Annotated in this window: 13 protein-coding genes; 5 read left to right on the plus strand and 8 right to left on the minus strand. The window is 53.3% G+C overall.

Translation table 11 applies throughout. From position 1 onward, the window contains the following. Positions 1 to 331 precede the first annotated feature (331 nt). The 5 genes from FD428_RS08600 (at position 332) to FD428_RS08620 (ending at position 5,886) form a co-directional block, all read left to right on the plus strand. Complete coding sequence (locus FD428_RS08600) at positions 332 to 940, plus strand: fimbrial protein (protein ID WP_114848160.1); 609 nt, start codon at positions 332 to 334, stop codon at positions 938 to 940. A 95-nt stretch (positions 941 to 1,035) separates the two neighbouring features. After that, positions 1,036 to 1,737, plus strand: a complete 702-nt coding sequence (locus FD428_RS08605) for a molecular chaperone (protein ID WP_012131866.1) — start codon at positions 1,036 to 1,038, stop codon at positions 1,735 to 1,737. An 11-nt stretch (positions 1,738 to 1,748) separates the two neighbouring features. Then, positions 1,749 to 4,235: a fimbria/pilus outer membrane usher protein gene (locus FD428_RS08610; RefSeq protein ID WP_012131867.1), complete on the plus strand. Its 2,487-nt coding sequence runs from the start codon at positions 1,749 to 1,751 to the stop codon at positions 4,233 to 4,235. Beyond that, positions 4,226 to 5,221, plus strand: coding sequence for a fimbrial protein (locus tag FD428_RS08615; RefSeq protein ID WP_114848159.1), 996 nt, complete (start codon positions 4,226 to 4,228; stop codon positions 5,219 to 5,221). The genes FD428_RS08610 and FD428_RS08615 overlap by 10 nt, the downstream gene beginning before the upstream one ends. Positions 5,222 to 5,235: 14 nt before the next feature. Then, a complete protein-coding gene (locus FD428_RS08620; protein WP_104868514.1) occupies positions 5,236 to 5,886 on the plus strand; it encodes a fimbrial protein in 651 nt (216 codons plus the stop codon). Between the two features lie 59 nt (positions 5,887 to 5,945). Here the strand turns inward: FD428_RS08620 and FD428_RS08625 are convergent, their stop codons facing one another. The 8 genes from FD428_RS08625 to iucA all read right to left on the minus strand — a co-directional run bounded on the left by FD428_RS08625 (position 5,946) and on the right by iucA (position 16,265). Beyond that, entirely contained in the window at positions 5,946 to 6,662 is a 717-nt protein-coding gene (locus tag FD428_RS08625) for an EAL domain-containing protein (RefSeq protein WP_058669307.1), read from the minus strand. 142 nt (positions 6,663 to 6,804) lie between these two features. Further along, positions 6,805 to 7,329 (minus strand): helix-turn-helix transcriptional regulator, encoded by a 525-nt coding sequence (locus FD428_RS08630; protein ID WP_114848158.1) that lies wholly within the window; start codon positions 7,327 to 7,329, stop codon positions 6,805 to 6,807. Positions 7,330 to 7,404: 75 nt separating this feature from the next. After that, entirely contained in the window at positions 7,405 to 8,118 is a 714-nt protein-coding gene (locus FD428_RS08635; protein WP_114848157.1) for a flagellar brake protein, read from the minus strand. A 176-nt stretch (positions 8,119 to 8,294) separates the two neighbouring features. Further along, entirely contained in the window at positions 8,295 to 10,496 is a 2,202-nt protein-coding gene (gene iutA / locus FD428_RS08640; RefSeq protein ID WP_012131873.1) for a ferric aerobactin receptor IutA, read from the minus strand. A gap of 25 nt (positions 10,497 to 10,521) precedes the next feature. Continuing rightward, positions 10,522 to 11,856, minus strand: coding sequence for an NADPH-dependent L-lysine N(6)-monooxygenase (gene iucD / locus FD428_RS08645; RefSeq protein ID WP_114848777.1), 1,335 nt, complete (start codon positions 11,854 to 11,856; stop codon positions 10,522 to 10,524). Positions 11,857 to 11,859: 3 nt separating this feature from the next. Next, on the minus strand, positions 11,860 to 13,593 hold the full coding sequence (gene iucC, locus FD428_RS08650; protein WP_114848776.1) for an NIS family aerobactin synthetase IucC: 1,734 nt from the start codon (positions 13,591 to 13,593) through the stop codon (positions 11,860 to 11,862). Continuing rightward, complete coding sequence (iucB, locus tag FD428_RS08655; RefSeq protein WP_114848775.1) at positions 13,593 to 14,540, minus strand: N(6)-hydroxylysine O-acetyltransferase IucB; 948 nt, start codon at positions 14,538 to 14,540, stop codon at positions 13,593 to 13,595. Before iucB ends, iucC begins: the two co-directional genes overlap by 1 nt. Continuing rightward, positions 14,541 to 16,265 (minus strand): aerobactin synthase IucA, encoded by a 1,725-nt coding sequence (iucA, locus tag FD428_RS08660; protein ID WP_123907469.1) that lies wholly within the window; start codon positions 16,263 to 16,265, stop codon positions 14,541 to 14,543. Positions 16,266 to 16,335 lie beyond the last annotated feature (70 nt).

Below are 16,335 nucleotides of genomic sequence, written 5' to 3' on the forward strand. Positions count from 1 at the left end.
GAGAGAAATTGTAGAAGTTTTAAGATAGCAATATGCCATTGAGTGGATTTTTCTATTTTTCAGGTGAGGATTAATAGGTGTAATCCTGTTAAACGGCCTCAATCAAGATATGAAAAAATGTATATTTGACTCCGAAATAGCATTCTTTGACGCCGACAGCATCAACGAGTTTTTATCGAGTTCGTTTTTGATACCTTAAATATAGCAGCTTCCGGTCAGTCGAAGTTTCTATTAACAGTCGCACAAGTAAGAATCGCATATCGCTTCTGATTTTTGTGTGAACTCACTGTTTGCTCATTGATACTTAATTCACTCTGACAAGGAAATGGCAATGAAAAAGGTTCTTCTCTCTGCTGCAATCGCGACTGCATTTTTTGGCATGGCTGCGGCAAATGCTGCTGATACTAATGTCGGCGGCGGTCAGGTTAATTTCTTCGGTAAAGTTACCGACGTATCTTGTACTGTTTCCGTAAACGGCCAGGGCAGCGATGCTAATGTTTATCTGTCTCCGGTAACGTTAACGGAAGTTAAAGCTGCGACTGCGGATACCTATCTGAAACCAAAATCTTTCACCATCGATGTTTCTAACTGCCAGGCGACGAATGGTGATCCACAGGATGACGTGAGCAAACTGGGTGTGAACTGGACCGGCGGCAACCTGCTGGCGGGCGCTTCCGACAAACAACAGGGCTACCTGGCCAATACGGAAGCGGCTGGCGCGAAGAATATCCAGCTGGTTCTGTCTACCGATAATGCCACCGCGCTGACCAAGAAAATCATCCCGGGAGACACCGCTCAACCGAAAGCGACTGGCGACGCGACTGCCGTTCAGGATGGCGCGCGTTTCACTTACTATGTTGGTTATGCCACCAGCACGCCTGACAGCGTGACAACCGGTGTGGTCAATAGCTATGCGACTTACGAAATTACCTACCAGTAATATCGGCTGAGAGATAAAACCGCCTCGCGCCGGGGCGGTATAAAACAATAATAAAGCGGCCGCTGCTGCCGCTTATTTTTTATTCAGAGGTCAGCATGAAGCTTATTGCCCTTTTTTTCTGTTTCATTTTTAGTTTTGCGGCTAATGCTAATAACATTATTGTTAATGGCACCCGCTTTATTTATCCAGGAAATGAAAAAGAAATAACGGTGCAGCTCTCTAATACCGCAGATCGTCCGGCACTGGCACAAGCCTGGCTGGATAACGGTAATGCCGATGCAACGCCGGATACGATTACTACGCCATTTATTATTACACCACCTATTTCCCGCGTTGACGCTAAAAGCGGTCAGACTTTGCGTATTAAGCTCGGCAGCAATGCAGGACTCGCTAAAGATAAAGAGACATTATGGTGGCTGAACCTTCTGGAAATTCCGCCGGTAGAGGCTAACCAGAAAAATGAAGGGCAGAATATTCTGCAACTGGCGATTCGTTCTCGCTTTAAGTTTATCTATCGTCCGAATGGATTAGGCAACCGTGATGCGGCAGCGGAAAAGTTGGTGCTTTCCGCCAACGGTAGCAGTCTGTCCGTCAACAATCCCACGCCTTTTTATATCACCGTAAGCCGTATCTCTCGTGACGGCGGCAAAGCGCTGAACAGCAAAACGGTGATGTTTGCCCCACAGTCCAGTCAGACCATCGCACTTTCCTCGACAGTGAACAAAGGCGAGACCCTGACTGTTAACAACATTAATGACTATGGCGCAGATGTCGCAGTGAAAGTTGCCGTTAAATAAGGGAAACGATCATGAAGCAGAGGTCAATCCGCCCGGAAAGATTAAGTACGGCAATTGCGATTGCACTGTACTGCTTTCCGCCATTTTCAAGCGGCCAGGAAAACCCAGGAACGGTTTATCAGTTTAACGATGGCTTTATTGTCGGCAGTCGCGAAAAGGTCGATCTGTCGCGCTTTTCCACGAGCGCTATCTCCGAGGGCGTTTACTCACTTGATGTGTATACCAATGGTGAGTGGAAAGGCCGCTACGACCTGAATATCACCCGTGGAAAAGACGGCAAAATGGGCGTCTGCTACACCAAAGCGATGCTGATGCAATACGGTATCTCGCCAGAAAAATTTAACCCACAGCTTAGCGCGAAAGAGGGCTATTGCGGACGACTGCAAGAGTGGCGTAACGAAGAAAATGTCAGCGACAACCTGATCCAGTCCTCTCTGAGGCTGGACATTTCCGTACCGCAAATCTACGAAGATCAGCGCTTTAAGAATTTTGTCAGCCCGGAGTTCTGGGATAAAGGCGTTGCGGCGCTGAATTTAGGCTGGATGGCTAACGCCTGGAACAGCCACACGTCATCGGCCAACGGGTCAGATAACAGCAGCGCCTATCTTGGCGTTAACGCGGGTCTTTCCTGGGACGGCTGGCTGCTCAAACACATTGGTAACCTGAACTGGCAACAACAGCAGGGGAAGGCGCACTGGAACAGCAACCAGACCTACCTGCAACGTCCGATTCCGCAAATTAACTCGATTGTCAGCGGTGGGCAGATTTTTACCAACGGTGAGTTTTTCGACACCATCGGCCTGCGAGGGGTAAATCTGGCGACCGATGACAATATGTTCCCGGACGGTATGCGTTCCTACGCCCCGGAAATTCGCGGCGTGGCGCAAAGTAACGCGCTGGTGACGGTACGTCAGGGCAACAATATTATCTATCAGACCACCGTACCGCCGGGGCCGTTTACGTTACAGGATGTTTACCCTTCCGGCTATGGCAGCGACCTTGAGGTTTCAGTAAAAGAAGCCGATGGCTCGGTACAGGTGTTCAGCGTGCCTTATGCCTCGGTAGCGCAATTACTGCGTCCGGGGATGACCCGCTATGCGCTCTCTGCCGGTAAGGTTGATGATAGTTCGCTGCGCAATAAGCCGATGCTCTACCAGGCGACCTGGCAACAGGGCTTAAATAACCTGTTCACCGGCTATGCTGGCGTGACCGGTTTTGATGACTATCAGGCATTCCTGCTGGGGACCGGGATGAACACCGGCGTCGGCGCCTTGTCATTCGATGTCACCCATTCGCGGTTAAAGAGCGATACCCTTGACGAGCATGGTCAGAGCTACCGCGCCACCTTTAACCGTATGTTCACCGAAACGCAGACCAGTATTGTCCTGGCGGCGTATCGGTACTCCACCAAAGGCTACTACAACCTGAACGATGCGCTGTACGCCGTCGATCAGGAAAAGAACCACAACAGCAACTACACCGTGTGGCGACAGAAAAACAGCATGACCTTTACCGTAAACCAGAACCTGCCGGACGGCTGGGGCGGTTTCTACTTAAGCGGTCGGGTTTCGGATTACTGGAACCGTTCAGGCACGGAGAAGCAGTATCAGCTCAGCTATAACAATATGTTCGGTCGCCTCTCATGGTCGGTCAGCGCTCAGCGCGTCTATACGCCGGACAGCTCCGGTCATCGTCGCGACGATCGCGTTTCGCTCAACTTTAGCTACCCGCTGTGGTTCGGCGAGAATCGCACCGCGAATCTGACGTCAAATACCTCGTTCAACAACTCGCACTTCGCCAGCTCGCAGATTGGCGTCAACGGCTCGCTGGACAGTGAAAACAACCTCAACTACGGCGTATCGACCACCACCGCGACTGGAGGCCAGCACGATGTGGCGCTGAACGGCAGCTATCGTACCCCGTGGACTACGCTGAATGGCAGTTATAGCCAGGGCGAAGGGTATCGTCAGAGCGGTCTGGGCGCCAGCGGGACGCTGATTGCCCATCAGCACGGCGTGGTGTTCTCGCCGGAAAGCGGCACCACGATGGCGCTGATCGAAGCGAAAGATGCCGCAGGCGCCATGTTGCCAGGTTCGCCGGGGACCCGCATTGACAGCAACGGCTACGCCATTCTGCCGTATCTGCGGCCTTACCGGATTAACGCCGTTGAAATTGACCCGAAAGGCAGTAATGACGATATCGCTTTCGATCGTACCGTGGCGCAGGTTGTGCCGTGGGAGGGGAGCGTAGTTAAAGTTGCTTTCAATACCACGGTGCAAAACAACATCACGGTGCAGGCGCGCCAGGCGAATGGCCTGCCGTTGCCGTTCGCCGCCACGATCTTTGACCCGAGCGGAAAAGAGATCGGTGTTGTGGGGCAGGGCAGTATGATGTTTATCAGCGACGCCAGCGCGTCAAAGGCCACGGTTAAGTGGAATGGCGGGCAATGTACGGTGGATCTGAGTCAGGCAAAAACAAAGGAAACGCTATGTCGCTGAGTAAAAGACTGACGCTTTTTATTGGATTAATGGCGCTGGGGACAACGTCGGCATGGGCTTTCTGCTCGCGCCTTTCACAGCCGACGGTGACATTAGACATGGCCATCGGGCGAGTGGTTGTTCCGCCGGATCTGCCGGTGGGCTCAGTGATTGTGTCCCGTGACTGGACAATGTCGGCGTCGGGTGGAGCAAGCTATAGCTGTTCAGCCGGTACTAACCGTTTTGCGGCGAAAATTGTCGTGCCCGGAGCCACCGACCTGGGGAATAAAATTTATTCGACAAACGTAGACGGCATCGGCTTGCGTTTTAGTCGCGGTGGCGCAACGGTCAATATTGTCTACCCGGATGTCTACTCCTCCTATGCCAACAGGCAGACCAGTTATTCACTGGAAGGCTCCCGTTTTACGCTGGAAGTGATTAAAACTGCGAGCGTGACCGGCAGTGGCACCCTGGCGGCGGGGAAATATACCTCTTATGACTGGGAAAACGGCAGTAACCCGATCCTTGAAACGTTCCTCAGCGCCAATGCCATCACCGTCGTCTCGCCCTCCTGTACCGTGTTAAGCGGTAAGAATATGAACGTTGATATCGGTACGATTAAGCGCAGCGATCTGAATGGCGTTGGCACCACGGCGGGAGGTAAAGATTTTAATATCCAGTTGCAGTGCAGCGGCGGCGTAAGTGAATCCGGTTTCGCCAATATCCATACGACATTTTCCGGCAACCTGGCGACAAGCACCACTGCCGCTCAGGGCGTGCTCATCAACGAAAAAAGCGGAAACGCTGCGGCGAAAGGGATTGGCGTCCAGGTACTGAAAGATGGCACCCCGCTGGAATTTAGCAAGAAATATAATATCGGCACCTTGCAGACCCAGGAAACCCGTTACATTACATTGCCTTATCGTGCACGCTTCTATCAATACGCATCGACCACAAGTACCGGTGAGGTGGAGTCGCACATGATCTTTAACCTGACGTACGATTAATTCGGGAGGTGGGTATGCGTGATTCAGCACAGTATAAAAATATCAGACGACTCACTCAGTTGACCCTGATAAGCGGAATGCTTGTCGCCTCTTCAGCGTGGGGATTTGAAACCAATTACGATCGCGGACGGGTGGACTTCGCAGGGCGAGTAACGGATATCTCCTGTAGCGTGGCACTCAACGGGGGCAACAATGCGGGCAGCGGTAGCGTCTGGCTGGCTCCGGTAAGCCTCGCGGAAGTACATGCCCGTGGCGCGGGCGCATTTATGAAACCGCAATCCTTCACCCTGGAATTGTCGAACTGTCAGTTACGTCATGATGGTGGCGCTGCGAATAACGATGAGATCAGTACGGTAAGTGTGCGCTGGATTGATGGATTCACGGTCAATACCGTCGGCAACGAAAATGCCGGTTATCTGGCGAATACACGAGCGGATGGGGCCAGCCATATTTTTTTGGCGCTGTCGACCAACGACAATAATACGCTGGATAAAAGCAACAAAATTGTTCCGGCTGACCCGCAGCAAAACCGGGTGCCTTTGGTGGAAAAAGCGGTAAGCGGCGGTGTGTTTACTTATTACATCGGTTACGTTACGCCAGCGCCGGAGAAAGCGACCAGTGGCCCGTTGACCAGTTGGGCAACCTGGGAGTTAGTGTATAACTGATTTCTTGCGTGTGAAGGTTGATTTTGATGCCGGAGTCTTCCGGCATTTTTTTCGCTTTTTTAAACCGTAATCTCTTCTTTGACCAGTTGTTCAATACTGACTTCTTTCCAGTAATGCCCCTGAATGGCAAACCACTCCATACCCTGCAACCATTTCTTATGCGCTTCGCTTTCGACGCCTTCAATAATCACATTATGTTGGTTACGGGAAAGGAAAGTGACCAGCGCATCCATCAATGGCCGACCAGACTCTTTCTGCATTAAATGCCAGAAGAAGTTTCTGTCGATTTTGACATAATCAAAATGATAGCCGCGAATCGCGTTAATTCCCGCGTAGCCAGCGCCAAAGTCATCGAGCCAGAGTGGGGTGCTGTGGGAATCACACCAGGCGGCGAGAGAGTTATTCAACAGTTCGTTAGAGTTTTCCGTGATTTCAAAGTGAACGCAGCCCAGTGCTTTGACTTTCGCTTTCACTTCTGGCCGTAGCAGGACGCTGAGTATATGGTCGTCAACGTTAATCGTGGCAGAAACATTGTTTTTTATAAACCACGCTTTATGTTTTTCTATTAACGCCAGTTGTTCCATAAAGATACTTTCCCGTAAGTCCGCATTGGCATAACGAAATAACTCTTCTGGAGAAACAGGGATATGGTCAAAGCGGCTCAGGCACTCAACGGCGACAAGCGCCCCGAGAGGTGAAAACATTTTTTGGAAGACATATCGAACGGATATATCGCTACGTGACAAATTATGATTGAAAAACATAAGTGCGTCCATTATATCTCGTCAGAAATCAGGTCAACGGTGGGAGGAGGTGGTATTAATATAAGTGATATTTTTGTCGGTGAAAATGATTGACAGGGGGCTGGTTAACAATTAATTATCGGTTTTTGATTGGTCATCTGCACATTTAATATGTTTAGCATCGAAACATATTGACGATTCTTTTGTTCATCACTTGCGAGTTATTCATGCCTAACTTTCTCATAATACTCGCTCTGTGAGTGTGGGCTGTTTTATAGTCAATATTGAGAAGCTCTGCTATTTGTTTATTGTTATGGCTGGCAATCATTAGCGCCAGCACCTGCTGCTCCCTGGTAGTGAGTTTTCGCCGGGTGTATAAGCGCTGATATTCGCGGGCCGTTAAAGGATGTTTCAAGATGGCCGAGAGATCGGAGCAAGACGCGTTTTCCGTCAGAATCAGTACATTTTCAAGATCGAGAAGTTCACGGCATAAGCTGGCGAGGTCGCTTTTTACAATCAGAACGAGCAGCGTGCAGTGCGTGAGATACATTCGTAATCTATTGAGCAAGGCAACCGTCCGGGCCGCAGAGATATCCTTATGAATGACATTGATAATAATCGTACCCGACTGAGGGGCACAGGTTCTCCCGGCGATCTCCTGATAGCCCAGCGTGGTAATATTTATCTCATTGTCCACCATGTAATGCAGGATTGATTGCCCAATGAGATTATCATCCGTGTAAAATAATAAATTACTCAATGTTTTCTCGGTCTGTTAAACTAAAAAAATCTTATTTTTAATTTTATTGTCAATAATTAATTTGACGATAACATTCTCTATGTAATGTTTATAATCGTCACTTTTATGCTGAAACATACAAGAGATGCGGAAATCTGCTTCTTCATACGATTTTTCGCTATGGAGTTCTGTTACGCTGATGATTTTTAAGTTAGTCATTACGCTGCCATATTCACCAAAGCTCATCTCAACGTTTTCTAACACATTATCTTTACGCATAAATTTAAGTTGAGATTGGGTGGATATGAAAGAACACCCGCCGTCAGAGACATCATTTAACGTATGTTTAAAAGTAACGCCATTTTTATAACGACCAGAACAACAGAATTGATAACTCTCTCTTGTCTTAAGTCGGGGGGACGATCGCCGTTGCAGTATGTTTATGCTCTCAGGAATGGCAAAGCGGAAAATATTATCCGGGCTATTGTGCTCAGTATTTATCTGCGCGGTGGCAAACTCAATCCTGCCAAGTTTACTGTGGATCTGAAAACAGACATCGCCGTTTTCAGATAACGAAGGCTGAAAAGAGGGAGGGAGATCGATATAAAAAGATGAACTGTCAACTTTTCGTAAATCTGATTGCCAGCTCAGATCGTTAAAACTAAAATCCAGTTTAGACTTAACCCTGAATTCTTCTCTCAGGATAGCAATAATTTCATATCTGGATTTTTTCGAAACTCCTTCTGACATACCATCTCTCTAAAATACAATGTCCTTTCAGATTATTATCCCATGTTGCGATCGCCTGTTTATTAAAAATAAAAGGATGCGGCCTATTGTTGAATTTTCAAAAATAGTTCAATGCTATTGATTGCGTATTGACATTCGGTGAATTTGCCCGGCATGTGCCGGGCAAGGAGGGCGGTTTAGAACAGAACTGAGTAGTTCAGACCAAAGGTGCGGCCGCGGCCTTTGTAATCATACAGGGACGCGGGGCCGTAACCTGGGCTGTAGTACAGCGGCGCGCGCTGCCCCCAGACGGTGGTGTAGTCACGGTCGAAGAGGTTCTCAACGCTGAAGCTGAGTTTACCCACCGGAAGCTGATAGCTGCCGAGTAAATCGACGGTGGTATAGCCATCAATGCTGTAGCCTTCTGCATCGCTCACATCGAAGGAGGTGGTGCTCTGTACGCGCAGGCTCCACGGGTCCGGCGCCCAGCCAATGTAGGCTGTCGCTTTCGATGGGCTTGCCACCTTCACGTCATATTTCTGCCAGCTACCGTTCACTTTCGACTCGGTTTTCAGCACGTTGAAGTTCGCACCGGTACTCCAGTCGGTATCTGGAATCAGGTAGTCCACCGCGCCTTCCACGCCGTAAATGCGGCGTTTGTCGTCCACCACGCTGATGGTCAGATCTTTATTCGCCACCACGCTCTTATCGGAAATCGAGTAGTAGGCCGCGATTTGGGTGCGCAGGTTGTCGCCGGTAAAGCGCCAGCCCAGCTCATAAGAATCGACCTTCACGCCTTCCAGCTTGCTGTCGCCAACGTTCACGCTGTTGGTCAGGGGAAGGTGACCGTTCACCGCTGCGCCATAGGTGCCGCGACCGTAGTATTTACCCGGGTCCGGTAGCTCCACGCCCTGGGAGAAGTTGAGCCATGCCTGCTGGCGTTCGGTGATGTGCATCAGCAGACCGGCGTTGAACAGGAAGTTGTCGTAATCGACCGAGCCGCCTGGAATGGCGTCGGCGGATGTCGCCTTCCCGGCGGCAATCTGCTGTTGCTGCGCGTATCCGATGAAATCATCAATCTTGTTCTCAGTGTACTGATAGCGTACGCCGCCGCTGAGGGTAAAGATATCATTGATGTCATAGCTCGATTGCAGGAAGGCCGCCAGGTTGGTGATGTCATACGACGGATAGCGCCCGGTGGTGTAAATCTTCTGGTTGTTCAGCCCCCCGGAAGCGCTTGCCTGGGCCAGATCGAAGAACATCTGGTTGGAGGTAAAGCGCTCGTGGTCGGCATCCAGCCCGTAGGTGATTTGCCAGCCGTCCAGCGGTTTGCTGTTCAGAGTCAGTTTCATGCCGTACTGGTCGGTGTCCTGCTGTGACGAGGAGAAAGCCGTCGCCTGTTTGTTCGCATTTACGGTCGGGAACGGGTAGAACAGCAGTGACTCATCGCGGTAGTAAACCTGGCCGACCAGCTCCTGACCAAAGAAATCGCTGTTGGAGTACTGTAGGCTGATCAGATGACGCTCGGTGCCGGGAATACGGTCGGAATTCAGCCCCTTACTGACGTATGGCGTGCTGGCCCCGCTAATGGCGGAGAAATCTTTCCCAAGATTCAGCCCGTAATCGTCGTCGCCCTGGCTTTTATAGTACTGCGTGATCAGCTGAAGCTGCTGGGTTTCATCGATGTTCAGCGTACCGGTGCCCATGATGTCCAGGCGATCGGAATACTGTAGGCCGGTCTGGGTGTTATCGAGCAGGGTGGCATCGCCGTTACCGTCAAACCAGCCGCCAAACTTCTGGTACGCCACTGAAACACGCCCGGAGATATGGTCATTGCCGCCGGAGATGGCGCTGGCAATGCGTTCATCGTGATCTTTACTGCTGTTAAAGCCGCTTTTGGTGCCAGCCTCAAACTCCATCTGGGTTTCCGGCTGGCCTTTTTTGGTCACGATGTTGATCAGACCACCGGTACTGCCGCCGCCGTACAGGGCCGTCGCGCCGGAGATCACTTCAATATGGTCGATATTGAAAGGATCGATAGAATCCAGCTGTCGGCTGTCGGTGCGTGAAGAGTTGAGACGCACGCCGTCAACCAACACGACCAGCGGGCGGCCACGCACGTTCATACCGTAGTTGGTGCGGCTCTGGCTACTGACGTCAAGGCCAGGGATCAGCTGAGCCAGCGCGTCTTTCAGCTCTTTGCCGCCCTGAATCTGCTGTTCCAGTTCGGCGTTTTCGATAACCCAGGTGGTTTGCGCCATCTCCGCTACGGTGCGATTGCTGCGGTTGGCAGACACCACGAGCGTTTCATCATCGGTTTGTTGAGCGACTGCTGGCGCCATCATGGCGAGAAGCAGCGGGTTGAGAGCCCAAAGCGTATACTTTTTGCTTATCATCATTATTCCTTCACACGGGCGGAAAAAATCAGCCCAAAGATGCTGTGTAGCGAGTTAAAGAAGCAGCCTCCGGCTGCGGTTTTTCCCGGCTGCCGCTGCGCCATTGAATCAGGGCGGGCGGCATACTGAGATCGAATAAATCACGCCCCAGCGCGCGATTAAGAATACGGGCGGAACGCCAGGCCATCAGGCTGAGCTGTGGTTCGGCGATGCCGTGGGTTTGCATACTGGCGTTGACCGCGAAGATGTTGTTCTCTTTCGGGCCGTTCCACTCCAGGGTGAAGTCGTCGCGTACTTTGAAATTGCACTCATCGCGCATGGCGATTCGCGACATCAGCGGTGAAAGTATCTGCGGCAGCGCGGGACGGTAGCCGGTGGCGAAAATCACCACGTCGCTTTCCAGAGTGTCATAGCCGTTATCCAGATGATGCTCCAGCAGCAGTTGCCAGCTCTGGCCGCGACTTTCCAGCCCGCTGACCGAGCGGCTTGGCAGCAGACGGGCGTTACGCGGTTGCCTCAGTACCTCGAAGCGGTGATACAACTCGCGATAGATGGTCAGTAGCGAGTCGGCCGTGATGCCGTCGGAGGTCATTTTCTGCTCGTCGAGCATCTTCTGGCGCGCGCTTTCATTCAGACCGACGAAGCCTGAAACGTACTCAGGCGTGAAGTATTCGTTGGCGAACGCCGCCTCATCCAGCGCGTTAAAGTTATTGCGGCGCGAGACCCAACTGATCTCTGCAACGTCGCCCCATTCTCCGCGCAGCGCATTGAGGAACAGGTCGGCGCCGCTTTGCCCGCCGCCAACCACGGTGACTCGCTTGCCGCCGAGGTCTGGCTGGCGCAGGCTCATTTCACTGGCGTGGAAGCAGGTTTGCGTCGCCGTTTTTACGCAAGGCGGCAGGTGCGGTTGCTTGCCAATGCCAAGGCAGATATTGCGGGCAACGCTTTCGCCCTGGCTGGTCTGCACCACAAACCTCTGGTGTCTCTCGTCGAAATCAATACTCTCAACGGTATGATTGAAATGCAGATTGTTCATCCCTTCGGCGGCCCAGCGCAGGTAGTCGGAAAACTCATCGCGGGACACGGTACGCAGTTCGGTGGTCAGGAAGCGGTAGAATTTTTTGCGCTTCACCAGATAGTTAACAAAGCTGTACGGGCTTGTGGGAGCCACAGCGCTAACCAGATCTTTCAGGAACATGGTCTGCATATGGCAGTCCGGCACCAGCATGCCGGGATGCCAGGCAAAATGCGGGCGGCCGTCAAAGAAGCGGCTGCTTAAACCTTCGGCCTGATGAGACAGCGCCGCGATGCTCAGGTTGAACGGGCCGATGCCTACGCCAATAAAATCTACAGTGTTTGTCATGATTCAGTCCCTGGTTGCCAGCCACAGCGGGTTTTGCAGATCCTCAAGGTAATTCGGCAACATGCGGCTGCCGCCGTCCTGGTCGGGCCAGGTCAGTTTTACCGGGTTCAGCACTACGCGAATGATTTGTGGCTTGAAGAGTGAGAAAAGCGCAAAGCGCGCTGACATTTGTGGATGTTCCTGCATGTAATCACTCAACACTGCTGCCAGCAGTTGATAAAAACGCCTCTCCGGTACGCCAAGGCGAGCCATCAGCGGCGAAACAAAGCGCAGAACCGTCACGAAGTGGCCGGTCTGCAAATCATGAATTAAGTAGTCGGCGCTCAGGCGAGCGGTGACGTCCCGCACCTCCTGAGGCAGGGAGTCCATCTCCGGGAACGCATCTTTCACCAGCCGCATATCGCCCTGGAAGTCTTTCAACAGCACGCGCTGCGGTACGCCCTCTTTCATGGCGAGCGTTATATTTTGTCCGTGGGCGATAAGCGCAACGCCGTAGCGGCAAAGCAGGTGATACAGCGGAACCACTACCACCCGGAACAGCTGCGTGAGCCAGGTTTCAGCGTCCAGCCCGGAGCGGTCGATATATGCGCCTATCAGCGGCTGGTTGTTTTCATCGCACTCCATCAGTGTCGCCATCAGAATCGGAGTTTCGTCCGGCTTCAGCCAGCGACACGGATTCTCACGCCAGATAACGCCGAGCATCTCCTGGTAGCGGTAGGGGGCCTGGGCAAGCGCGGCATAGCCTTCATGGGACACATAGCCTGCCGCCGGTTCACCGAGGATCACCGCGCCGCTTTGCTTAAGCGTGGCGTCGGTCGCAAAAACCTGTTGCAGCCAGCGTGAGGCCAGCGGCCCGGCGGCGATGTATTTGCCCGGAATCCCCCGATAGCAGGAGGTGTTGTAGATGGTCAGCGGCAGCTTGATATCCAGCCCGCCCTGGCGACTGGCGTTGGTCAGGGTGCGCAGCGACTGCTGGGCGAGCCACAAGTCGCCAAACTCGCCGAGAGAAACCATCCTGCCTTCGGCAAGATCGGCGATGAAGTCGAGGGCGATTTTTTGCTGCCACTGCCACGGATGTACCGGCAGTGGCAGCCAGTCGTTATCCAGCCCATTTTCCTGCCAGACCTGATTGAAGCGGGCAAACTCCTGCGGGTCCATCGCGGCCGTCAACAACTGCTGAATATCCAGCTCGCTGTCGCAGCGCCAGACCATATGCTCACGTTTTACCGCCAGCCAGTGCAGTCTGAAGGTGTTGGCGTACTCTGGCGCATATCGCTCCAGCGCCTCTTTGCCCCAGCCTCGGCGGCCTTTATTAAAAGCGAATTTAGGATGGCCGCTTAGCAGGCATTGCAGGCGGTCGGCATCAAGATCAATCAGGTCACTGGCGCTCAGCCCGCGCCGTGCCTTCAGCAGTTGCAGGTCGCCCAGCAGCGTGGCATACAAATCCTGCATATGCTCAGCAACGGTGGCATCGCTCATCGACAGCACCGGCTTTAGTTGCATCAGTAGCGTTTGCGCCAGAACGGGTTCGTCCGCGCAGCGCAGCGTTTGAGCATCAATCCACAGCCAGCCCCAGATGCCGCGTTCAGCGCTGAAGCACCATTGTGCACCCGGCAGGTTAATGCAGTAGCGGCCATCGCCCTGAGATTCCGCGTGGAAAACCTGCTCATACTCCAGCTCGGCCAGCATTTTTGCCACCAGCTGGCGGTTAACAAAATCCCAATCCTTGTGATTCATTACAGACCGACCTCCGTGAAGAAGTTATGGCGATCCGCCATCACCATGCGCGAGCGCTTGTGCGGGAAGTCGAACTCTTTAATTGTCTGGTATCCCGCAGGCTCAAGGTGGCGGAACAGGCGCTGGTTATCGGCGCGTGGCTCAAGTACGGTGCGCTGCGTGCGGGGCTCATCCAGCAGCAGGTAATGCGTCAGCCCGCGCAGCCAGCTTTGCACGTAGTGGGCTCCGCGCCATTGCTGTTCACCAACCAGCAGATGCAGGCCACGGTCAAAGGGTTGCCATGAATAGTGGCGGCCAATGCGGTCTTCCGCCGCCCAGTAGATTTCGAAATAGCTAAACGGCCGATCGTCGAAGCAGCCGATCAGCGGGAACGCATGTTTACCGGTGAGCTGGCGCTCCAGATAGGCGGTCTGTACCTCCAGCGAGCCGCTTTGCTCCCAGAAATATTCAACGCGCGGATCGTTCATCCAGCGGGTGAAACGTTCTGCATCAAGAACGGGATCGGCAACGCGGAAACTCAGCGTCTTGCGAACGCGTGGATCGTAACGGCGATAAACCTCGCCCTGCGGACGGGGCGGGCGCAGCGGGAAATAAATCTCACGCTCTGCATCAAAAACCATTTCGCCGGAGGCCCGGTTTGCCGGAGAACTCAGCCATAGCGGTAACTGCCAGAAGGCGGTGCGATGGATGATGTCGCTTTTTACCTGCCCGAAAAGCGTCAGCGCCTGTGGCTCCTCGCGCCATTCGGCCCAGGGGAGAACCACAGCTGAAAGTTGCGGTGCGGCGATAAATATCTGATCCAGCGCGTCGCGCAGCCACCCTGTCGGCAGAGGCCCCGGCCAGCGCAGCACCGCGCTATTGTCCAGCCCCCAGCTAAGATTCAGAGGCTTGTCGAGATTTTCACAGCGCAGTCCATATCCGCTGTGAACGATGTTTGCCTTAGACATTTAGCCCTCCTGAGCCAGCAGTGGGTTGGCGAAATCGAAGTAGATCACCGAGGGATCGACGATGGTGTTCTCGTTGTGGTCGTTCAGATAACAGAAAAAGTTACCTTTTACGTTCCAGTACGGATTTTCCAGCACGTAGTTGAGACAGGTTTTATGAGTCACCTGATCACGCACTTCAGCCAGCAACGTTCGTACGCGAGCCATCAGATTCGCTTCACTGTCCAGCCCGGCAGCGCCCAGCGCGGCGGTCACGGCAAAAGTGGAGTTAACCAGCAGGTAATAAGGGAAGTAGCGCAGCAACTGCTCACGGGTAAAGACGTTTTCCGCCTGCGCCTCGCCAATGGTGTCGAGCCAGCCTGCCGCGTGAGGCATAAACGCGCTGCCCTGGCAGTCACGGTAGATAAGCCCGACCGGCAGATCCCCAAGCATCTGAACCAGAATATTTTGCTGATGCGCCAGCAGCACCAGGCCGTAATCCGCTTCAGCCGTAAACAGCGGCTTCAGCACCTGCTGACAGTAAGCATCGACCCATGCGTGGGCGGCCTGTTGCGCAGTGATGCCGAGGCGATCGCTCAGGCGTTTTACCGCCGCAACCAGCAGCGAATCACCGCCATCCGGCGCGGCCTGAGTCAGGGAGACCAGTACGTTAGTCTGGCTTTGCGGCTGATCCACCAGCAGGTTTTCACGCAGGGCAAACAGGCTTTCCTGCATGATGTTGCCGTGGAGATCGCGCAGCCCGGCCCAACCGTCTTCCTGCATCACCCGGAAAGTCGGGAAGCGGGCCTGTAGCGTCTGCCAGTCGTCGGTTTGCGCCAGGCGCGCCAGGCGCATTCCACGCTTCACTTCTTTCACTGACAGGGTACGGACGGAGTTGGTCAGGCGCACGCTCAGGGAGAATTTGATCATGTCGCGGCTGGTGGCGCAGTAGAGCGAGCGGGAAGAGGTGGTCGGTAGCCACGGCGCGCCGGCCTCGCCTAAATCTTTAATCAGCCCTTTAGCGACAAGCTCCTGGCACCATTCCTGCTGCAACAGATACTCCCCCTGCCACGGGTGCAGCGGGAATAGCCATTGATTGTCGCTTAATTCATTGAGTAACTGCGGCGCAATCTCTGCGGCAAATCGCGTCAACCGTTGTTGCAGGTTGAGATGCAGGCTTTCACCGGCGATCTGCGTTTTGTTCACCGCAAACCACCGCAGCGGGAAGTGGGGCGCGAAGTCCGGCAGGTAGCGTTCGGCCTCCTGCTGGTTAAACGGTTCATGAGACTTAGGCGCCGGGTGGAAGGCGTGCCCGACCAGCAGAGCCTGCTCCGCCTCGCCAAAGTTCAACGCTTTTTCACGCAGGGCTGCCCAGTCATGGCGGGCATCAATCGCCTGCTGCGTATGGGCGTGGCTTTCCATCACGCGCTGGTGGAAGGTTTCGCAACTGGTCGCGGGCAGCAAGAGTTGGTGCTGGAGCTTATCAACAATAAGCCGGGAGAGGGTGGCGAAATCGACGGGGTGACTGCCGGAGGCCGTGACCAGACGCGCCGGAAATTCAAAGCGGTGATGCTGGGTTGGGGAAAAATAAGCCACTCTGAAATGGAGCGCCTGCTGTTCGCCCAGCGGGATGATCAATTCGGTTGGCTGGTATTCCGTCAGCCGCCAGTCTTTGGTTTCACGAACCAGGGAATTCAGGAAGCACTGCGCAGCCACATCCAGGGCTGACGTTTTAGTTGGCAAAGTCATAATCAAACAGATCCCACTCGTTATGATAATGCGAATTTTGCCGATAAGGTTTCTCATTATCAATAACAAT

The sequence above is a fragment of the Citrobacter sp. TBCP-5362 genome, from assembly GCF_005406305.1.
In the GTDB taxonomy this organism is placed as follows: domain Bacteria; phylum Pseudomonadota; class Gammaproteobacteria; order Enterobacterales; family Enterobacteriaceae; genus Citrobacter_B; species Citrobacter_B koseri.